Below are 19,347 nucleotides of genomic sequence, written 5' to 3' on the forward strand. Positions count from 1 at the left end.
GTGGCAAGCAGCAAGAACGGTTCGACGCCCAGCCGCCCGGGCGGCGCCGGCGGCACGGAGGGCGCGCCCACGGTCACGTTCACACCGACCGACGACGCTGAGGGGCCCGCGAAGAGCTCCTCGAGGACCTCCTCGAAGGGCGCGTCGACCGGCTCGTCGACGACCGCGAATTCCGCGGGCTCCGCGAACGGCGCCAGCGGCTCGAGGACGGGCGGTGCGAAGACCGGTGGCGCGAAGAACGCCGGCACCACCTCCGCGCAGCGGACCGGTGCCCAGCGCACGGGCTCCGCGACCTCCGCGTCGAGCGCGAACCCTCGCGGGACCGGCAGCGCGAACGGTGCGAACAAGGGCGCGAGCCGCTCCCCGGCGAAGGCGACGGCCAAGGCGCCCACGCGCTCCGGCGGCCCCCGCCGCATCCGCCTCACGCTCTCGCGGATCGACCCCTTCTCCGTCATGAAGATGTCGTTCCTGATCGCGATCGCCGTGGGCATCGCGACCGTGGTCGCCGTGGCCGTGCTGTGGAACCTCGTCGAGGTCATCGGCATCTGGGACAAGATCGACGAGATCGGCCGCGACCTCAACAATGACAAGCCGCTGCCCTTCATGGAGTACTTCAAGTTCTCCAAGATGATCAGCTACGCGACCATCGCCGCCGTCGTCGACATCGTCATCATCACGGCGCTCGGCACGCTCCTCGCGTTCCTCTACAACATCGTCGCCGCCCTGCTGGGCGGACTGAAGATGACCTTCACCGACGAGTGACAGCCGGCTGAGAGCGGGCGCGGCGGTCATCCCGCCGCGCCCCGATCTCTCCCGCGCATCTCAGCGAAGCGCCCGGCGCCGCCACGGCGGCGCCGGGCGCTTCTGCGTGCGTCGGGACACGCTGCGGCGGTGGGCCGCGTGCGGGCTCTCCAGGGCTCTGCTGCGTGTGCCGTGTCGGCCACCGGCGCCAGGGCGACATCACTGCCATATACGGCAGAGGGGTCCGGTATATGCCGGTGGGCGACAGGCCGGACCGGGGTGCCCTCGGTCGGCGGCTGCGGCCGCCGGCCCGCCCGGGTCAGGCGACGGTGAAGCGGATGGTGTGCCAGCCGCTCGAGCCGTTCGGGGCGGGATCTGCGTGCTGCGAGGTCTGCAGCTCGCCCGTGTCGTCCGTCGCTCGCACGCGGGCCGTGTGCTTTCCGGGACGCGCGTCGCCCCAGCGCAGGGCCCACTGGGTCCAGGTGTCGGACGTGACCGCCGTGCCCAGCTCGGCGTCGAGCCAGTCCCCGTCGTCGATCTGCACCTGCACGGCGCGCACACCGCGGTGCTGCGCCCATGCGGTCCCGCCGAGCATCACGGCGCCGTCCCCGTCGGCCTCGAGGTCCTTGCCCTCGCGGGGCACGTCGATGCGCGAGGCGGTCTTGATGGGGCCGCGCTCCGACCAGCCCCGGGAGGTCCAGTACGCGGTCTGGTCGGCGAAGCGGGTGACCGTGAGCTCCGTGAGCCATTTGGTCGCCGAGACGTAGCCGTAGAGCCCGGGGACGACCATCCGCACCGGGTAGCCGTGCTCGGGCGGCAGCGGGGAGCCGTTCATGCCCACGGCGAGCAGCGAGTCGCGTCCGTCGGTGAGCGCCTCGAGTGGGGTCGAGGCGGTGAAGCCGTCGGTCGAGCGGGAGAGGACCATGTCGGCTCCGTCCTGCACGCCGGCGCGCTCCAGGAGCCGGACGACGGGCACCCCGATCCACGTGGCGTTGCCCGCCAGATCACCGCCCACGACATTGGAGACGCAGGTCAGCGTCACATGGGATTCGACCATGGGCTCGGCGAGCAGCTGGGAGAAGTCGAGCTCGATCTCCCGGTCCACGAGGCCGTGGATGCGCAGGCTCCAGCTCGTGGGGTCCACGCGGGGCACCGCGAGAGCGGTGTCGATGCGGTAGAAGTCGCCGTTCGGGGTGACGAACGGAGGCATCCCCGCGACGTCGACCTGTGCCCCGGCAGGGATCGGCGCCGCGCGCTTGGCCGGAGTGGGCAGCACGAACTGCGCGACCTTCCGGCTCAGATCGCGACTGGTCGCGATGCCCTGCGCGCCCGCCGCGACGATGGCGGCGAGCACTCCTGTGCCCGCGATGAGGGCCCGACGGGGCGGCGCCGCGGAAGGGGACGTCGCGGCGGCGGGGGAGGTCGCAGCGACAGGGGAGGGCGCGTCCCGCCCGCGGTGCCCGTCGGCCGACGGGGGCGCGCCGGCCCTGCTGACCAGCGCGAGCAGGCTCACGACCGCGAGGACCGTGCCGGCGAGGGTCGGCACCACGTCGGCCGCGGAGTTCTGGGCGCGCGTGAGCACGAAGACGCCGGCGGCGGCGCCGAGCAGTGCGAGCAGGACGGCCGCCGCTCGCGCATGTCTCGCGCCGAGCACCCCGATCAGTCCCGTCACCACGGCGTACACGAGCAGCATCGAGATGCCGAGCACGAGCTTGTCGCGCGTGCCGAACAGCCCGATGACCAGGTCCTTCAACCCGGGCGGGACCACGTCGACGAAGGCGCCGCCCACCGCGATCAGCGGCGCCGACGAGGAGCTGAAGGCAAGGGAGCACAGCCCGGACACGGCGAGCAGGACCAGGCCCGAAGCGATCCCGGCCAGGGCCGACCACCAGGGGAAGCTGCGCGGACGGCGAGGCGCGGCCGGTCGCCGCGGATCCCGCCCCGTGCTCGGCCGCGAGCGCAGATCGACCACGATGCGGCGCTCCTTCCCGACCGGGCGGCATCGGCGGTCGACGGAGCGCGCGGTCGGCACGAGTCTGCTCCTGCGGGAGAGGGACGTCGACACCTGTGACGAAGCCGTAAGGGATGAAGTGCGGGCGATGGGCAGCGGGCGGGGCCGTGCCCGGGGCCGCGGCTCCGGGCCCGACGCGGGCGCGTGATCAGGGACGTCCCGGTCAGGGGCCTGTGATGTCCGGTACAGGGCCTCCGCCGGGTTGGACGCGGATGCGCACGCTTCGCTACAGTTGAGCGTCGGTGCGGCCCGGAGATCCGGATCCGCAGCACACGGGCCTATAGCTCAGTCGGTTAGAGCGCTGTCCTGATAAGACAGAGGTCACTGGTTCAAGTCCAGTTAGGCCCACTCCCACGCTTTCGGAGGTTCCGATGAAGAAGCTGCTCACGTACTCCGCGGTCCTCGTCTCCAGCGCTGTCGCAGGCGTCCTGGTGTGGCGCAAGGTCGAGGCGGACAAGCTCGAGAACGATCTCTGGGCCGAGGCCGAGAAGATCAGCGAGCAGCAGCCGAAGGCCTGATCGTCCGATCGGACGGACCTGCGGGGTCCTTCGGGACACCACAATCCGATACGGGGACTTAGCTCAGTTGGTAGAGCGGTAGCTTTGCAAGCTTCAGGTCAGGGGTTCGATCCCCCTAGTCTCCACGTCTCAGTCAGGCCCCCTTCCTCGAGGAAGGGGGCCTGACTCCTTCCGTGGGACGTCGTCCCACGGCGGAACGACACGCACGAGACCCAGGAGCCCTGATGACAGGGACCACGGATCACGGCATCGAGATCGACCGCGAGATCCCCGCGCCGTCGCCGGCCGTGTTCGCCGCATGGACGCAGCCGGAGTCCTTCGCCCGGTGGTTCGGCGGCCCCGAGGTCGACGTGCCGCAGGACGGCCTGGACCTGGTCGCCGAGCCAGGACGCGCCTGGCGTGCTCGGATGGTGCTCCCCGACGGGGCGAGCATCGACTGGATCGGTGAGTTCCTCGAGGTCGTTCCGGCACAGCGGCTCGTGCTCACCATCAGCGACCGGCCCGAGGCGGAGTCGCGCGCACGCATCCTCGTCGAGCTGTCGCCTGAGGGCGCCGGAACCCGGATGCATTTCAGCCAGGAGACTCCCGGCTTCACCACGGAGCAGCAGGAGGGCGTGCTGGCGGGCTGGCAGGCCTTCCTCGAGGAGCTCGCGCGCGAGGCGATCGCCCGGGCGTGACCCGTTCCCTCTGCGGATCGGTGCGGTTCCTGAACGCCCGAAATGTGAAGAAACTCGGAGATCCTCCGACATCCCGCTGACGGGCTATAACGTGACGGTGCGCAGGACGATGGTCGGCGCGGGAGCTCAGCACCCGCCCGCGACGGCCGTCGCGCACAGGGACAGCGTCAGGGGGCGGGACCGGGGGACGGCGATCGTGCGGCGAGCGGGTGCCCGAAGGCTGAGGATGCTGTCGAGGCGCGTGGATGGCTGACTTCCTGCGGGGCAGTGCGGTCCCCCTGGAGGCATCGGGTCCCACACTGGACGAGCAGATCGACCAGCTCGCCGCTTTCGGACTGGAACTCCATCACGACTGCGATCGGTCGATGCTCGCGCGCGCGGTCGCTCGCGGAGTGACCCCCGAGGACCTCGGGGACGGGGGCAGCGGTGCGCGTTCGATACCGCCTCACCGGCGCGCATGCTTCTGGTGGCTGCTGTGCGAGGACGTCGGAGGCGTCCCGGCACTGCAGCGCCGCATGCGCGTGGACCTCGACGGTCTCGCATTCGCCGCGGGATACATCGACACGGATGATCTGCCGCTCGTCGAGCAGCTCGCGCTCATCCGCCGGACGGCGCACCGACTGCGGGACTCCGTTCCCGCCGTGCACCCCATCCACCTCGCCGTTCTCTCCGCCGACGACGCCACGCGGCCGCGCGGTCCTCGCGAGCCGGCATCCGCGGACGCGCTCGAGCCGACGATCGGGGGACCGCCCTGCCGTGTGCGCCTGGGAGACGCGGTCGTCGACTGGACGGAGAAGGATCTGCGGTCCCGACTCGCGGAGGCGCTGCGTGCGATCCTGCCTGCGGACCTGCGTCTGGTCATGTACCGGGAGGTCGTCGTGGACGCGCCCGATCACTGCCTGGTGGTGCCCGCGGCGCACGAGGCGGCGGTGCGCGGTCTGCTGCTCGAGGTGCTGCCGCCGGCCCTCCGCGCCGGCGGCGAGTGGATGGAGCGCGTCGAGCAGCACTCGACCTCCGAGCAGGTGCCCTTCACCCTCGGCGCTCCGCGGATGACCGCGGGGCTGGCCGTCTCCTCGGTCGACGTGCCGGCGTGGACCGGTGTGCACCCGCCCATGGCCCTCGCGGACCAGCTCGAGAACATGCGCCGCGTGGGGCTCGTCCCCTGGACCGACGACATCGCCGAACGACTGCCCGTGCGGCGTCCGTCGCGCGTGCCTCGCATGTGCGACCGGCCGTACCACGACGTCCTCGCGACGCCGGCCGGCGTCGGCCATCGAGGTCTGCTGCGCGGCATCGTGCATCTGCAGGAGAGGATCCCGGACGACGGGCGCGCGGTGCGACTCGCGACGTCCCTCACGAGCGGCGTCCGCGCCATGGCGGATGCGGCCCGCCCCGGACTCGCCGTCCCGCGCGTCGGCCTGACGTCGATCGGTCCGCGGAGGGTGGAGGCCACGGCAGTGGTCGACGGCCAGGAGATCAGTGCGCCCGTCGAGCTCCGCGGGGCACGCAGGCCGTGGTGGGACGGGGGAGCCTTCTTCGACGGCGTCGCCGCGGTGCTGCGCGACCCGGCGCAGCGCTGGGTGACCGTGCGCCCCGGCTCTCGCGGGGAGCCCCTGATCGCAGCTCTCGTCGCCATCTGGCACGTCGACGAGATCGAGGAGATGGCGCGCACGGCGTTCGGAGAGCGGGGACGGCATGCCGCGGCCGCCGCGCAGGAGCGGGCGTGGTGCGAATGGTCCGATCGCACGAACGCCCACGACCTCATGCTCTCCATGTCGTCGTCCGATCGCCTGGCCGTGCTCGAGAGCTGCGGGATCTCCCTCTGCGACGGCTCCGACCGCGGGCTGGCGGAGCATGCCGCCGAGAGCTCCACCTGGGCGGGTCTGCTGAACACTGCCCACCGCGGCCATCGGTCCGTCTTCGGCCACGTGTGCGTGTGGTCGGCGCAGGAGATCGCCGACCAGAGCGTCGAGGGCCTGCCCGTGGCGGCTCGGAAGGTCGCACGGTCCGTGGGGCGGGACGACGTGGAGCTGCGGATCACCGGGACGGAGGACGGCCCGCGCGCCGTGGTCCTCGATGCGGCGGTGACGACGGTGCAGCTCATGGACCACCTCCCCGCCCCCGGGGAGATCTGCCATCTGATCGGTGACATCGCCGACCATGTCTCCCCGCCGGGGCGTGAGCTGGTGACCCTGGGGGAGACCCGTCTGTGGCCGCTCGAGTCCCGCGCCGCGGAGCTGCGGATGCTGCTCTCCGGAGGGTGAGGGCCGCACGGAGGTGCGGGGCATGGGGTGCGGGGAACCGTGATCGGGAGCAGGATGGGCCACGACATCCGCGAGGGGAGCACGTCATGTTCGAGGGACTTCTGGGGCAGTGCGCGGTGACCGATGTCGACCGTGCCGAGGAGTGGTTCACGATCCTGTGCGGCAGGCCGCCGGACGCCCGCCCCATGGCCGGGCTGCTCGAGTGGCACCTGGGGCCGGGCTTCGGACTGCAGGTGTGGTCGGAGCCGGAGAGCGCAGGGCACTCCACGGTGTCCCTCCTCGTGACGGACATCGACGACGACGCCGAGCGTCTCCTCGCGCACGGCATCGCGCACGACGGTCCCCAGCCGGGCGGCGGGGCGCGGATCCTCGTGCTGGCCGATCCGGACGGGAACCGGGTGGTGCTGACGGGGTCGTGATCATGGCCCGCGCCAGCCGGCCCGTGTGCGTCTCAGCGCGGTGGGGCGGCGCGGTCGTCGATCGCCACGAGGGCGCGCTGCATGTGGTGCAGGACCCGCAGCGTCGCGTCGACCTCGGCGCCGGTGAGCTCGCCGCCCACCTGACCCATCAGCGTGTGCTCACGCGCGGCGACCGCGGCGATGGCGGCCTCCCCGTCAGCCGTGAGATGCACGAGGAACGAGCGCCGATGGGAGGGGTTCCGATGCCTCTCGACGAACCCGGCCGAGGAGGCGTCATCGACCATCCGCTGGACGAACTGCCGACTCAGATCCTGGGCGCCCGCGAGCTGAGGCACCGTGAGGTCGCCGCCGCGGCGCAGCTGATCCAGGACGTTGCGCACTCCCGTCGACATGCCCATGATCGGTTCGCTGCGCTCCACGATCCGCGCGACCGTGCGATACACGGGCCCGATCGCGACGTAGACCTCCGCGAGACGATCGGCCAGTTCCTCGGGATCCAGGGGAGTGCTCATGGCAGAAGCATGACACCTTGGTTGTCACAATGTCGACATCATGACACCCTGGGTGTCATGACAGCGTCGATGCACCGGCTCACCCTCCCCGAACAGACGATCGCCTACCTCGACATCCCCGCCTCCGCAGCGTCCGCCCGGGACGGAGTCCCTCTGGTCCTGCTCCACGGCGGCGCGGTGGATCATCGGATGTGGATCCCCCAGGTCGCGTCCTTCCCCGATCGCCGAGTGATCATCCCGGACGCGCGCGGCCACGGCGAGTCCTCCGATGCGCGGAGCCCGTACCGGCTCGGGGACGACGTCATCGCACTGCTCGACGCGCTCGGGATCGAGCGGGCCGTGCTCGCGGGCGTCTCCATGGGCGGAGGGACCGCGGTGGATGTCGCGCTCGAGCATCCCGGCAGGGCGTCGGCCCTGGTGGTGAGCGGTACGGGCACGAGCGAGCCGAACTTCACGAATCCGTGGTGCCTGGACGTCCTCCGGAGATGGCAGGCGGCCGAGTCCTCCGGGGACCTCGAGGACTGGATCTCGGTGTTCAGCGAGTTCACGGCGGGTCCGCGCCGTGAGCGCGACGGTGTGGACCCGCGCGTGGTCGAGCTCGTGGAGACCATGGCGCGGGACACGGTGGCCAAGCATCTCCGACTCGATGCGGACGGCGCCCCGATCGCGCCGATGCCGTTCACGCCGGTCACGCGGACCTGGGAGCGCCTGGACCGGATCGACGTTCCAGTCCTCGCGCTGTGCGGGGCGGTCGACGGCACGGACCATCGACGGATGGGGAAGCGGCTCTCCGCCTCGGTCCCCGATGGGGAGTATGAGGAGATCCCCGGCGCCGCCCATTATCCGAACCTCGAGCGGCCGGATCTGTTCGACACCGCCGTCGCGGAGTTCCTCGCGAGCAGAGGCGTCTGAGATCGGATGCGGGCATCCGGGCGGGGAACCGTCACGAGGAGCTCGGGACTCCACCTCCTCGGACCTCGTTCGCAGTTCCTCCCGTTGGATCTGCCAGTGAGCCGGGTCCCTACCCGAGCGCGCGGGCCGTCGGCGTCCCGGTGATCCCCGTGACCGGTCCCTCGTACAGGATGCGTCCGCCGTGGCGGCCGGGGCCCGGTCCGAGGTCGATGAGGTGATCGGCACGCCGGATCACGTCGAGCTCGTGCTCGATGACGACCACGGTGCGGCCCGCGTCGAGCATGCGGTCCAGCACTCCCATCAGGGTTCCGATATCCGCAGGGTGCAGGCCCGTCGTCGGCTCGTCGAGCACGTACAGGCTTCCGGGCGCCGTGGAGTGCAGCTCTCCGGCGATCTTCACGCGCTGGATCTCTCCCCCGGAGAGTGTCGAGAGGGCCTGGCCGAGGCGCAGATAGCCGAGTCCGACCGCCTCGAGATCCGCGAGGCTCTCCCGGATCTTCGGCGAGGGCAAGTGCTCGACCGCCTCCGAGATCGTCAGCGCCTCGACATCGGCGATGCTGAGGCCGTCGAGCGTCATCGCGAGCACGTCTGGACGGAAACCGGTGCCGTCGCAGGTCTCGCACGGGGTCTGCTGTCCGTCCATGAACGCGAGATCGGTGCGGATGATGCCCAGCCCGTCGCACGTGGGGCAGCCGCCCTCGGAGTTCGCGCTGAACAGGCCGGGTCTCGTACCGTGCTCCCGTGCGAACAGCGCGCGGACCGGGGCGGCGATTCCCGCATAGGTCAGGGGCGTCGACCGCCGAGTGGCCGCCACGGGCCTCTGGTCCACCACGATCGCCTCGTGCTGAGTCACGAGCTCCGCGGCGAGGCTCGATTTGCCTGAGCCGGCGACGCCCGTGAGGACGGTGAGCACGCCGATGGGGATGTCGACGTCGACCTCCTGGAGGTTGTTCCGACGGGCCCCGCGGACGGGGATCGTGCCTCGCGGTGTGCGCGCATTCCTCTCGACCGTCGTGCGGGATCTCAGGGCGCGGCCCGTCGCGGTGTCGGCGCTGCGCACCTGGTCCCAGGTGCCCTGCAGCACGAGGCGGCCGCCGTCCTCGCCGGCGCCGGGGCCGATCTCGAGCACGTGGTCGGCGGCGGCGAGCACCCGGGGATCGTGCTCGACGACGATCACCGTGTTCCCCTTGTCGCGCAGGTCCTCGAGCAGGCGGATCATCGCGTCCACGTCGCTCGGGTGCAGGCCGATGGTGGGCTCGTCGAACACGTAGAGCATCTCGACGAGGCTCGAGCCGAGGTGCTTCACGGTCTTGATGCGCTGGGACTCGCCGCCGGAGAGTGTTGTGGTGGCCCGGGCCAGCTGCAGGTATCCGAGGCCGATGTCCCTGATCGCGCCCAGTCGGGCGACGAGCGCATCGCGCACGGGGGCCACGCCGGGCTCGTCGATCCCGGCGACGACCTCGACGAGCCCGGAGATCTCCATGCGAGCCATCTCGCCGATGGTGAAGCCGCGCAGCCGGGCGCTGCGGGGCCCTTCTGCGAGGCGGTCGCCGTGGCAGTCAGGGCAGGGCTCGGCCCGGGTGAACTGTCGGAGAGCCGCGGCCTTGCGCTCGGAGAGCTCGTCGGAAGTGTGCAGATGGATCCGCTCGAATCGCTCGACGACGCCCTCGTAGTCCTTCGGCGGGCGCGTGCCGAGCCGGGCGGCGGCATCCCCGCCGTACAGGAGCGCATGCCTCTCCTCCTCGGTCCACTCCCGCAGGGGCGTGGTCGCATCGAAGCTGCCGATGTCTGCGTACTGGCGGTACCAGTACCCGCCGTTGCTGAAGCCGGGGAGCCGGATCGCTCCCTGCGCGAGGGACCGGTCGAGGTCGAGGAAGCGCTCGACGGCGCTCGTGACCACCACGCCCAGTCCCGAGCAGGTGGGGCACATGCCGTCGGGCAGATTGAAGGAGAAGCGTCCGGAGTCGCCGATATGCGGAGTCGACAGTCGGGAAAAGAGCAGGCGCAGCGAGGACCAGGCGTCGGTGACGGTCCCGACCGTGGAGCGGGCGTTGCCGCCCAGGCGCCTCTGGTCGATGACGATGACGGGGGAGACGCCATGGATCGAGTCCACATCGGGCTGTGACCAGCGGGGGAGTCGATTGCGTGCGAAGGGAGGGAAGGTCTCGTTGAGCTGGAACCCCGCCTCGGCGGCGATCGTCTCGAAGACGAGGGAGGACTTCCCCGAGCCGGAGAGCCCTGCGACGACCACGAGGCGATCCCGGGGGATGTCGACGTCGAGGTCCTTCAAGTTGTGGGTACGGGCGCCGCGGATGCTGATCGTGCGGGCACCGGAAACGGAGTCGCCCGGCGAGGCTGTGGTCGCGGAGGCTGCGGGCGTGGTCGCGGGGCACATGGCGCGACCGTACCGAGGGTTCCGGTCAGATTCGGGCCGGAATGGAGTCTAGGCTCGGATCCCATGACGGACGTGACCAGCAGGGCGCTGAAGATGCTCGCCGTGCTGCAGACGGGACGGGAGTTCACCGGCGCCGAGCTCGCCGGGCGGCTCGGGGTCAGCGAGCGGACCCTGCGCAGGGACTCTGAACGCCTGCGCGAGCTGGGCTACGGGGTCGAGGCGCGTCGGGGACCCGGGGGCGGTTACCGGGTCGCCCCGGGGGCGAGCATGCCGCCGCTCGTGCTCGAGGAGGACGAAGCGGTGGCCGTGCAGCTGGGGCTCGCGATGCTCGCCGCCGCAGAGGAGGGCCCGGGTGGAGCGTCCGGCAGGCCGCGAGGGCTCGCCGCGAACGACGGGGCGGACGACGGGGGCGGTGGTGGGGCAGGCGGAGTTCCCGAAGCCGCCGCGCGAGCGCAGGCAAAACTCCTCCAGCTGCTGCCGCGCCGGCTGCGCCCGCGAGCGGCAGCCATCCGCGAGGCGCTGGACGTGGGCGTCCCATCGGCTCCCGCTATAGACGCTGCCGCCCTGTCGGAGCTCGCCCAGGCCGTGCACGATCACCTCGTGCTGGGCTTCGAGCACGCACATGCGGAGCAGACGTCCAGGCGCCGCGCCGAGCCGCACCGGCTCGTCCATCGCTACGCCCGTTGGTACCTGCTGGCCTGGGATATGGACCGTGAGGACTGGAGGACGTTCCGCGTGGACCGGATGAGGTCCATCGCGGCGACAGGAGCCCGTTTCGTGCCGCGTCGACTGCCGCTGGGCGACGGCGGCGAGCAGCTCAAGCAGGGGGTGCGTGGCGGGCGCCTGCCTGTGGAGCTCGAGGTCTCGGCCACGCCCGGCGAGATCCTCGATGCCCTTCCGTACGAGGATCTCGATCTCGAGGTCGGGGGCGACGGCCGCACGCGAGTCCGCGCCCATGTGCGGGACTGGCGCTGGGTGCCGCATCTGCTGGCGGCGATGCCGGGCGAGGCGAGGATCCTCGGCCCCGCGGAGGTGCGGACGCGGGTGATCGGTCTGGCCGAGCAGATCCTCGCCGCGCAGACCGGCGAGACGCGGCCCCGGTGAGACGGCCCCGGTGACGTGTCTTCCGGGGGCACGGCGCCAGGCCGTCGTCAGTCGGGCACCACGACCGCGCGGTCCCGGCCGGTGTGCTGCCAGGCCTCGGCCACGCGCGCGAGGGGGTACGGGGTGAAGGGGATCTGCAGCGTGCCGTCGGCGATCAGGTCCATCAGGCCGGGCAGCCGTGCGATCAGCTCCTTCGTGTCGACCGAGCCCGCTCCGCTGCCGCTGAGGGTGATGCGCCGGCTGCGCAGGAGGCTCGCGGGCAGGGACGCGTCGGCGCCCGCGAGGCTCCCGATCTGGACGTAGGAGATCTGCGCGGCGTCGTCCCCGAGCCCGCGTCGCCCGAGAGCGGCGAAGGTCGCCTCCGCCACGGGGCCCCAGACGTAGTCGAGCACGAGGGACGGCGTGGAGCGGGCGATCTCTGCGGCGAGCGGCTCGGCGGAGTGCCCGATCGCCGCGGGACGCGCGCCGAGTGCGGTGAGCTCGGCCAGGGACTGCTGGTCGCGGCCGGCGGCGATCACGCTCGTCGCTCCGAGGGCGAGGGCGGACTGCACGGCGGCGCGCCCTGCCATGCCGGTGGCGCCGAGGACGAGCACGGTGCCCAGCTCGCCGTGCGTCTCGCGGTGGTCCACCAGCGGGAGGTAGCCCGACATGGCCGGGTTCATCCCCGCGGCGATCGCGAGGGGATCGGCGCCGGAGGGGAGCGGGAGGCCGAAGGGCGTGGCCAAGGAGGTGGCCATGGTGCCCCAGGGGGCCCGCGCGAAGCCGGTGTACACGAGGGTGCCGTCGGCACGGCGCGCGACGGCGTCGACTCCGGGGACGAGCGGGTAGCGGTCCGTGCTCCCGTAGTGACGACCGGACGCGATCGAGCGCACGACCTGGTGGATTCCGGCGCCCACCAGGGTCATCAGCTCCTCGCCCTGCTGGGGCTCGGGGTCGGCGAAGTCGGTGGCCGCGGGGAGGCTGTCGGGTGTGGTGACGACGGCTGCGCGCATGGGATGCTCCTCTTCCTTAACTAAGTTCAGTAGTGGGTTCAGCATGCTTTAACTTTGTTAAGGTGTCAAGCATGGCGAAGGGGATCACCAGGCAGCGCATCGTGGAGGCGGCACTCGAGGTGCTCGACGAGAAGGGCGCGGACGCGGTCACCGTGCGCGCGGTCGCCTCCCGGCTCGACGTCAGGGCGCCCGCTCTCTACTGGCACGTGAGCGGCAAGCAGGAGCTCCTCGACGAGATGGGGACCGAGATCCAGCGGCGGGTGATGGCGGCCTCCGCTCCCCGGGCCGGGGCGAGCCCCCAGGAGTCGCTCGGCGACTACGCGCGGGCCCTGCGCCGCGAGTACCTGCTGCACCGCGACGGCGCCCGCACCTTCAGCGGCACCCGGCTCACCGACCCCGACGTGCTGCGCGCACAGGAGCCGTGGCTCGAGGCGTGGACGGCCGGCGGGGTCCCGCTCGAGACGGCCGTCGACATCGCGGAACTGGTGACCGCCTTCGTGGTCGGCTTCGTCATCGAGGAGCAGGAGCGCGCGCAGTCCGCGCAGGAGGATCCCCAGCGCTACGATGCCGAGTCCCGGGACGCGTTCATCGGGGAGGGCGCTCCCCTCGTGCGCCGCACGGGGCACCTGCGGGCCGATCCTCACGAGCGGTTCGAGACCCAGCTGGCGATGGTGCTCGCGGGGGTCGCGACGAGGCTGGGGGAGTGACCGCACCCCGTCGCGAGGCGGAGTCGCCGACGGGTGGGGCGGTCGTCCGGGGGGTCTGGGGCGGCCATGCGCGGCGGTCGGTCGCGGACCCGACTTCTGATCATCGCCGCAGGTCCGGTCCATTGTGCTTATGCGTATAAGCGTCTACGGTCGGTCGCACTGCGCCACCGGCGGCGCGCGGAGCCCCGGATCCCGACCCGCCGGTTCCTGCCCCGGCGGCGGGGGCGCGGATGATCCCGCATCCGGACACAGGAGCCACGAATGCCCGACGCCACAGAGCGCATCGAGACCGACGTCGTCATCATCGGCGGTGGTCTGGGAGGGGTCGCCGCGGCGCTCGCCGTCTGCCGCTCCGGTCGTCGCGCCGTGCTCACCGAGGAGACCGACTGGCTCGGCGGCCAGCTCACCTCCCAGGCCGTCCCGCCCGATGAGCATCCCTGGGTCGAGCAGTTCGGCGTCACCGCGAGCTACCGGGCGCTCCGGGAGGGGATCCGCTCCTACTACCGTCGTGCCTACCCCCTGCGGCCCGAGGCGGCCGACGACCCGCACCTGAACCCCGGTGCCGGACGCGTCTCCAAGCTCTGCCACGAGCCGCGGATCGGCGTGGCCGTGCTCGAGGAGATGCTCGCCCCGCACCGCTCGGCCGGTCTGCTGCAGGTGCTGCGGGGCGTGCGGCCCGTCGAGGTGCGGATGCACGGCGATCGGTGCACCGGCGTCGTCGTCCGCGACGCGGCCGGTGGGATCGTGAGCATCGACGGCGCCTACGTGCTCGATGCGACCGAGACCGGGGAGCTGCTGGACCTCGGGGGCGTCGAGTCCGTGATCGGGGCGGAGCCGCGCTCGGAGCACGACGAGCCGCACGCTCCCGTCGAGGCCGACCCCATGAACCAGCAGGGCATCACCTTCTGCTTCGCCGTCTCGCACCACGAGGGCGAGGACCACGTGATCGCGCGCCCGGCGATGTACGAGTTCTGGCGCGCCTACGCCCCCGAGTTCTGGACCGGACCCCTGCTGAGCCTGTGTGCACCGGATCCGCGGACGCTCGAGGCGGGCGAGCGCACCTTCCTTCCCAACCCGGACGCCGACCCGCTCGAGATCGGCGCCGATCAGAGCGCCGATGCGGGCGACAAGGAGCTCTGGGGGTTCCGCAGGATCCTCGCGCGGCGCCTGTACCCCGACGGCACGTTCGACTCCGACATCTGCCTGGTCAACTGGCCGCTGAACGACTACTGGCTGACGCCGCTGGTCGGCGTCGACGAGGAGACCCGCGCGAAGGCCCTGTACGAGGCGAAGCAGCTCTCGCTCTCGGTGCTGCACTGGCTGCAGACCGAGGCTCCCCGGCCCGACGGCGGGACCGGATATCCCGGACTGCGCCTGCGGCGCGACGTCACCGATACCGCCGACGGCCTGGCGAAGGCGCCCTACGTGCGGGAGTCGCGGAGGATCCGGGCCGTCACCACGATCATCGAGCAGCACGTGGCGGCGGACATCGTCGGTGAGGACGGCCGCACGCACTACCCGGACTCGGTGGGCGTGGGGAGCTACCGCCTGGACCTCCATCCCTCCACCGGCGGCGACCACTACATCGACGTGCCCAGCGTCCCCTTCGAGATCCCTCTGGGCGCCCTCATCCCCGTGCGGGTCGAGAACCTCCTGCCTGCGGGCAAGGGCATCGGCACCACGCACATCACCAACGGCTGCTATCGCCTGCATCCCGTCGAGTGGAACATCGGCGAGGTCGCCGGCGAACTGGCCGTGCACTGCCTCGAGGGCGGCCTCGCTCCCCGCGAGGTCCAGGGGGATTCCGAACTGTTCGCGACCTTCGCGGCCCGTCTCGACTCCCGCGGGATCGAGCGGCGCTGGCCCGAGGTCCGCGGGTACTGACCACCGAGCACCCCTCGCGCAGCAGGGTGCTGCGCGGGGGGAACCGCCCCGAAAGGAGCATCCGAGGTGTCCGATCCCCACAGTCCCCTCCCCGACGAGGCCCGCTCCCGCATGCCGCTACGGATCGGCATCGACGTCGGCGGCACCTTCACCGATGCGGTCGCGATCGACGCCGAGACGCTCGAGCTCATCGGCCAGGTGAAGACCCCGACCAGCCATGACCACCCCGACGGCGTCGCCCACGGGATCGTCGCCGCGCTCCATGCGCTCCTCGAGCACGTGGGACGCACCGCCGAGGACGTCGTGTTCCTCGCCCACGGCACCACCCAGGCGACCAACAGCCTGCTGGAGGGCGACGTCGCCGACATCGCCCTGATCGGCATCGGCACCGGGGCCGGCACCGTGTTCACCAAGCGCCTCGCGGCGCTGCGCCGGATCGATATCGCCCCCGGACGACAGCTCCCCGTGCACTACCTGCACGTGCGGGATCCCCACGACGCCGACGAGATCTCCGCGGTGCTCGATGAGGTCGAGCACCGCGGCATCTCGTCGGTCGTGGTGACCGAGCCCTTCTCGGTGGACCTCTCCGAGGGCGAGGAGGCTGTGGGAGGCGCCGCCCGCGAGCGCGGGCTCCTGGTCACCGAGACCCATCGGATCTCCTCGCTGTACGGCCTCGCCAAGCGCACCCGCACGGCGGTGCTCAACGCCGTGATCCTTCCCCGGATGTTCGCGACCGCCGAACTCGTGGAGCAGAGCATCCGCAGCTCCGGGATCCGGGCCCCCCTGATGGTCATGCGCTGCGACGGCGGCGTGATGTCCCTCGACGAGATGCGGCGCCGACCTCTGCTGACCGTGCTCTCCGGCCCCGCCGCGGGCGTGGCCGGCGCGCTCATGCAGGAGCGGGTCTCCGACGGGATCTTCCTGGAGACGGGAGGCACGTCGACCGACATCTCCGTGATCCGCAGCGGCCGGGTGGCCGTGCAGTACACGAGGTTCGGCGGGAGCTCGACATATCTCTCCGCCCTCGACGTGCGCACGGTCGGCATCGGAGGCGGGTCCATGGTCCGTGCCGAGCTGTCCGACGGGTCCTCGCGCGTGATCGGCGTCGGCCCCCGCAGCGCGCACATCGCCGGCCTCCCGTACGCCTGCTTTGCCGCTCGCGGCGAGCTCGAGGGAGCCCGCCTGCGCTCCATCGCCCCCGTCGACGGCGACAGGCCGGACCACCTGGTCCTCGAGACCGTCGGCGGCTCCTTCGCGCTCACCCTCACCTGCGCCGCCAATGCGCTCGGCCTCATCGGGGACGAGGACTACGCGCGCGCCGATCCCGAGACCGCCCGCGCCGCCCTCGCGCCGCTCGCCGCCGCCCTCGGCGTCGATGTCGCCGCCGCGGCGCGCAGCGTCCTGGAGACCGGCGTGAAGGCCGTCTCCGACGTCGTGGACGAGATGATCTCCGACTACTCCCTGCCCCGCGAGCAGGCCCTGCTCGTCGGCGGCGGCGGAGGCGCCGGCGCGGTGACGCCGTTCCTCGCGGAGAGCTCGGGCCTCGAGGGACGGATCGCCCGCCACGCCGAGGTCATCAGCCCGATCGGCGTCGCCCTCGCCCTCATCCGCGAACAGGTCGAGCGGGTGATCCCGGGAGCGAGCGAGGAGCAGATCCTGGGCGTGCGCCGTCAGGCCGAGCAGGCGGTGATCGCCCAGGGCGCCGACCCCTCGGAGGTCACGGTCGACGTCACTGTCGACCCACAGACCGACACCGTCCGCGCGACGGCCTCCGGAGCGACCGAGCTGCGCACCAAGGACCGCGCCCGCCGGCTCTCCGAGATCGAGCTGCTCGAGATCGCAGCCCACAGCCTCGGAGCCGATCCCTCCCGGCTGACTGCGCTCGCCCGGACCGACACCCACGTCGTCTACGAGACCGATCGCCGTCGGCCCTGGTGGCAGCTGAGCACCAGGCCCAGCCACCCGGTGCGTGTCCTCGACCGCGAAGGGGTGGTCCGGTACGCGGCACCGGACGGCGTCATCGCGCAGAGCACCGTGGCCGAGGCGGAGCAGGTGCTCTCCGGTCTGATCGCCGAGCACACCAGCTACGGCGACGGGGGCAGCCGCGCTCCCGCCCTGCACCTGCTCGTCGGTCCGCGCCTGTCCGACCTCTCCGGCGTGCTCGACTCCGGCGCCCTCCTCGCCCTCGCCCGCAGCGACCTCGAGGGACGCGATCGCGCGGAGCCCGTGGTCGCCGTCGTGGAGAAGCGGACATGAGCGCCCGCACGGCGGGCTCCGGCTCCCTCCGGATCAGCGATCGGACCCTGGCGGAGCTGCGTGCCCTGGAGAGGAGCACCACGGACGTCCGCCTCGGCGCGCACCTCCTGCGGGGGACCCCCACCAACGAGAGCCGCACGGAGCCGATGCTCGTCCGGGTCAGCCGTCGAGCGCAGGAGCACGGACGGGCCCTCGCTGCTGATCCCGCGAGCGCGGCCCCCGGGCCGTCCGTGGTCCGCGAGCACGACGACGGCCTGCTCTCGCCGTCCCCCGCCATCGCCCGCGTGCACCCCCGCCTGGGACGCATCGACCTGTTCACCGATGTGATCGTCCACTGCGAGGCCGTGATCGAGGCGCTGGGATGGCGCGGCCTGTTCCCCGAGGGGTGCATCCGCGAGGCCGCGCTGCTGCACGAGCGCGCGCACGAGCTGATCGTCCACGGCCGCGGGCGGGAGCTGCGACGAGCCACGGCCGTGCCCGCGCTGCGGCTGGGCCGGCACGTGCGCTGGGCGCACATCGCCGGGGCCGACGAGCTCGCCGCCCATGCCTTCGCCCAGGCCCGTCTGGGCCTCCCGCGCTCCCCGATCCTCGCCGCGCTCGCCGCCGACGGCGCCCTGCGGGGGAGCGTCCCCACCATCCGTCCATCGCTCGAGGAGGAGTGACCATGGGCTTCGTCATCATCGCGATCATGGCGGTGGGGGTCGTGCTGATCCTCACCGGCAAGGTCCCCACAGCCTTCGCCCTCTTCCTCATCGCGACCGCCGTCGCGCTCGTCGCCGGCGCCACGATCGCCGGCGAGGAGAACAGCCTGCTGACCACGGTGTACCAGGAGGGCGCCGTCACCCTCGCCTCGACGATGATCGCCGTGCTGCTGGGCTCGTGGCTGGGCTCGCTCCTGCAGGAGACGGCGATCGCGAGCACCCTCGTGCGCAAGACCGTCGAGTTCGGCGGGGACCGCCCTGTCGTGGTCGCCCTGGGGATCCTCGTGGTCTCCGCGCTGTGCGGCTCGGTCACCGGCTCGGCACCCGCGGCGCTCCTCGCGGGCGTCATCGGCATCCCGGCGATGATCGCCGTGGGGATACCGAAGGTGACCGCGGCCGGGACGATCCTGATGGGTATCGGCGCGGGCATGCCCTTCGAACTGCCCATCTGGCAGTTCTTCTCGACCGCGCTGGACCTGCCGATCCCACAGGTGCGCGCCTTCATGATCTGGCTGTTCCCGTTCGCCGCCGTCGCCGCGATCGCCTTCGTGCTCATCGAGTCGAGGCGCCGGGGCAGCGTCCACGAGTGGACCCTCGCCGGCGCCGGGGCCAGGACGCGCGCACCATCGCGGAGGGAGCGGCTGGGCGATGCACCGTGGTACTCCCTGCTCACGCCGCTGGTGCCGATCCTCCTCGCCCTCGTTCTGCTCGTGCCGATCATCCCGGCGCTGCTGGCCGGGATCCTCTTCGCCGTCGCGACGACCACCCGGCCCAGCAAGTGGGCGACCCGGCTCCTGCGCTCGCTCTACGACGGGTTCGACGCCGCGGCGCCGCCCATCACCCTGTTCCTGGCCATCGGCATGCTGCTCGCGGCCGTCGGGCTCCCCGGCGCGGTGAGCACGCTCGGGCCGATCGTCGAGGCGATCACGCCCACGAACCCGATCGTGTTCGTCCTCGTCTTCACGCTGCTGGTCCCGCTGTGCCTGTACCGGGGGCCCCTGAACATCTTCGGCCTCGGCGCCGGGATCGCCGGCGCGATGACCGCGACCGGGGTCTACTCACCGATGGCGGTGCTGGGCCTGATGGCCTCCTACAACCAGGTCTTCGGCGTCACCGACCCCACCAGCACCCAGACGGTGTGGGCGGCGCAGTACTCCGGCGTCTCCCCACAGCAGGTGCTCGTGCGGACGCTCCCGTACGTCTGGGTCGTCGCCCTCGCGGGCATCATCGTCTCGGCGGTGATCCACCTGTGAC

At 72.0% G+C, this 19,347-nt stretch carries 16 protein-coding genes and 2 tRNA genes; 14 read left to right on the forward strand and 4 right to left on the reverse strand.

The genetic code is table 11. The features are described from left to right. Window positions 1-762: a DUF3566 domain-containing protein gene (locus tag Bra3105_RS11055; protein WP_228356742.1), complete on the forward strand. Its 762-nt coding sequence runs from the start codon at window positions 1-3 to the stop codon at window positions 760-762. Window positions 763-1,060: 298 nt separating this feature from the next. Here Bra3105_RS11055 and Bra3105_RS11060 read toward each other — a convergent pair whose 3' ends face one another. Beyond that, entirely contained in the window at window positions 1,061-2,713 is a 1,653-nt protein-coding gene (locus tag Bra3105_RS11060) for a molybdopterin-dependent oxidoreductase (protein ID WP_228356743.1), read from the reverse strand. A 313-nt stretch (window positions 2,714-3,026) separates the two neighbouring features. On the opposite strand from Bra3105_RS11060, the gene Bra3105_RS11065 reads away from it, so the two are divergent. The 6 genes from Bra3105_RS11065 to Bra3105_RS11090 all read left to right on the forward strand — a co-directional run bounded on the left by Bra3105_RS11065 (window position 3,027) and on the right by Bra3105_RS11090 (window position 6,630). Continuing rightward, window positions 3,027-3,100: transfer RNA gene (locus Bra3105_RS11065), tRNA-Ile, on the forward strand. Window positions 3,101-3,123: 23 nt separating this feature from the next. Then, window positions 3,124-3,270, forward strand: coding sequence for a DLW-39 family protein (locus tag Bra3105_RS11070; RefSeq protein ID WP_228356744.1), 147 nt, complete (start codon window positions 3,124-3,126; stop codon window positions 3,268-3,270). 52 nt (window positions 3,271-3,322) lie between these two features. Next, window positions 3,323-3,395, forward strand: a tRNA-Ala gene (locus Bra3105_RS11075). A 99-nt stretch (window positions 3,396-3,494) separates the two neighbouring features. Further along, window positions 3,495-3,947 (forward strand): SRPBCC family protein, encoded by a 453-nt coding sequence (locus Bra3105_RS11080; protein ID WP_228356745.1) that lies wholly within the window; start codon window positions 3,495-3,497, stop codon window positions 3,945-3,947. A gap of 245 nt (window positions 3,948-4,192) precedes the next feature. After that, a complete protein-coding gene (locus Bra3105_RS11085) occupies window positions 4,193-6,211 on the forward strand; it encodes a hypothetical protein (protein WP_228356746.1) in 2,019 nt (672 codons plus the stop codon). 86 nt (window positions 6,212-6,297) lie between these two features. After that, entirely contained in the window at window positions 6,298-6,630 is a 333-nt protein-coding gene (locus tag Bra3105_RS11090; RefSeq protein ID WP_228356747.1) for a VOC family protein, read from the forward strand. Between the two features lie 32 nt (window positions 6,631-6,662). On the opposite strand, the gene Bra3105_RS11095 is transcribed toward Bra3105_RS11090, so the two are convergent. Continuing rightward, window positions 6,663-7,142 carry a MarR family winged helix-turn-helix transcriptional regulator gene (locus Bra3105_RS11095; RefSeq protein WP_228356748.1) on the reverse strand — a complete coding sequence of 160 codons (480 nt, stop codon included), beginning with the start codon at window positions 7,140-7,142 and terminating at the stop codon, window positions 6,663-6,665. Window positions 7,143-7,199: 57 nt separating this feature from the next. On the opposite strand from Bra3105_RS11095, the gene Bra3105_RS11100 reads away from it, so the two are divergent. Continuing rightward, window positions 7,200-8,054, forward strand: a complete 855-nt coding sequence (locus tag Bra3105_RS11100) for an alpha/beta fold hydrolase (protein WP_228356749.1) — start codon at window positions 7,200-7,202, stop codon at window positions 8,052-8,054. A 109-nt stretch (window positions 8,055-8,163) separates the two neighbouring features. Here the strand turns inward: Bra3105_RS11100 and Bra3105_RS11105 are convergent, their stop codons facing one another. After that, window positions 8,164-10,449, reverse strand: a complete 2,286-nt coding sequence (locus tag Bra3105_RS11105; protein WP_228356750.1) for an ATP-binding cassette domain-containing protein — start codon at window positions 10,447-10,449, stop codon at window positions 8,164-8,166. 63 nt (window positions 10,450-10,512) lie between these two features. On the opposite strand from Bra3105_RS11105, the gene Bra3105_RS11110 reads away from it, so the two are divergent. Next, window positions 10,513-11,553 carry a helix-turn-helix transcriptional regulator gene (locus Bra3105_RS11110; RefSeq protein WP_228356751.1) on the forward strand — a complete coding sequence of 347 codons (1,041 nt, stop codon included), beginning with the start codon at window positions 10,513-10,515 and terminating at the stop codon, window positions 11,551-11,553. Window positions 11,554-11,600: 47 nt separating this feature from the next. Here Bra3105_RS11110 and Bra3105_RS11115 read toward each other — a convergent pair whose 3' ends face one another. Continuing rightward, window positions 11,601-12,590, reverse strand: a complete 990-nt coding sequence (locus Bra3105_RS11115) for a quinone oxidoreductase family protein (RefSeq protein ID WP_228356752.1) — start codon at window positions 12,588-12,590, stop codon at window positions 11,601-11,603. Window positions 12,591-12,616: 26 nt separating this feature from the next. Between Bra3105_RS11115 and Bra3105_RS11120 the strand changes: the two genes are divergently transcribed. The 5 genes from Bra3105_RS11120 to Bra3105_RS11140 all read left to right on the forward strand — a co-directional run bounded on the left by Bra3105_RS11120 (window position 12,617) and on the right by Bra3105_RS11140 (window position 19,346). Continuing rightward, window positions 12,617-13,252: a TetR/AcrR family transcriptional regulator C-terminal domain-containing protein gene (locus tag Bra3105_RS11120; RefSeq protein ID WP_228356753.1), complete on the forward strand. Its 636-nt coding sequence runs from the start codon at window positions 12,617-12,619 to the stop codon at window positions 13,250-13,252. Window positions 13,253-13,513: 261 nt separating this feature from the next. After that, entirely contained in the window at window positions 13,514-15,136 is a 1,623-nt protein-coding gene (locus Bra3105_RS11125; protein ID WP_228356754.1) for an FAD-dependent oxidoreductase, read from the forward strand. Window positions 15,137-15,202: 66 nt separating this feature from the next. Beyond that, complete coding sequence (locus Bra3105_RS11130) at window positions 15,203-17,392, forward strand: hydantoinase/oxoprolinase family protein (protein ID WP_228356755.1); 2,190 nt, start codon at window positions 15,203-15,205, stop codon at window positions 17,390-17,392. Further along, the gene (locus Bra3105_RS11135) at window positions 17,389-18,054 is read left to right on the forward strand and encodes a hypothetical protein (RefSeq protein ID WP_228356756.1); all 666 of its coding nucleotides are present in this window, start codon (window positions 17,389-17,391) and stop codon (window positions 18,052-18,054) included. Before Bra3105_RS11130 ends, Bra3105_RS11135 begins: the two co-directional genes overlap by 4 nt. 2 nt (window positions 18,055-18,056) lie before the next feature. Then, a complete protein-coding gene (locus Bra3105_RS11140) occupies window positions 18,057-19,346 on the forward strand; it encodes a hypothetical protein (RefSeq protein ID WP_228356757.1) in 1,290 nt (429 codons plus the stop codon). Window position 19,347: the final 1 nt, after the last annotated feature.

It is taken from the genome of Brachybacterium halotolerans subsp. kimchii (genome assembly GCF_020792675.1).
GTDB classification, from domain to species: domain Bacteria; phylum Actinomycetota; class Actinomycetes; order Actinomycetales; family Dermabacteraceae; genus Brachybacterium; species Brachybacterium halotolerans.

Bases quoted from the DNA above. Each gene is read 5' to 3' on its own strand.
- Bra3105_RS11100 (WP_228356749.1), top strand. From the start codon at position 7,200: ATGACAGCGTCGATGCACCGGCTCACCCTCCCCGAACAGACGATCGCC.
- Bra3105_RS11120 (WP_228356753.1), top strand. From the start codon at position 12,617: ATGGCGAAGGGGATCACCAGGCAGCGCATCGTGGAGGCGGCACTCGAG.
- Bra3105_RS11135 (WP_228356756.1), top strand. From the start codon at position 17,389: ATGAGCGCCCGCACGGCGGGCTCCGGCTCCCTCCGGATCAGCGATCGG.
- Bra3105_RS11090 (WP_228356747.1), top strand. From the start codon at position 6,298: ATGTTCGAGGGACTTCTGGGGCAGTGCGCGGTGACCGATGTCGACCGT.
- Bra3105_RS11085 (WP_228356746.1), top strand. From the start codon at position 4,193: ATGGCTGACTTCCTGCGGGGCAGTGCGGTCCCCCTGGAGGCATCGGGT.
- Bra3105_RS11115 (WP_228356752.1), bottom strand. From the start codon at position 12,590: ATGCTGAACCCACTACTGAACTTAGTTAAGGAAGAGGAGCATCCCATG.
- Bra3105_RS11125 (WP_228356754.1), top strand. From the start codon at position 13,514: ATGCCCGACGCCACAGAGCGCATCGAGACCGACGTCGTCATCATCGGC.
- Bra3105_RS11080 (WP_228356745.1), top strand. From the start codon at position 3,495: ATGACAGGGACCACGGATCACGGCATCGAGATCGACCGCGAGATCCCC.
- Bra3105_RS11110 (WP_228356751.1), top strand. From the start codon at position 10,513: ATGACGGACGTGACCAGCAGGGCGCTGAAGATGCTCGCCGTGCTGCAG.
- Bra3105_RS11095 (WP_228356748.1), bottom strand. From the start codon at position 7,142: ATGAGCACTCCCCTGGATCCCGAGGAACTGGCCGATCGTCTCGCGGAG.
- Bra3105_RS11070 (WP_228356744.1), top strand. From the start codon at position 3,124: ATGAAGAAGCTGCTCACGTACTCCGCGGTCCTCGTCTCCAGCGCTGTC.
- Bra3105_RS11105 (WP_228356750.1), bottom strand. From the start codon at position 10,449: ATGTGCCCCGCGACCACGCCCGCAGCCTCCGCGACCACAGCCTCGCCG.
- Bra3105_RS11140 (WP_228356757.1), top strand. From the start codon at position 18,057: ATGGGCTTCGTCATCATCGCGATCATGGCGGTGGGGGTCGTGCTGATC.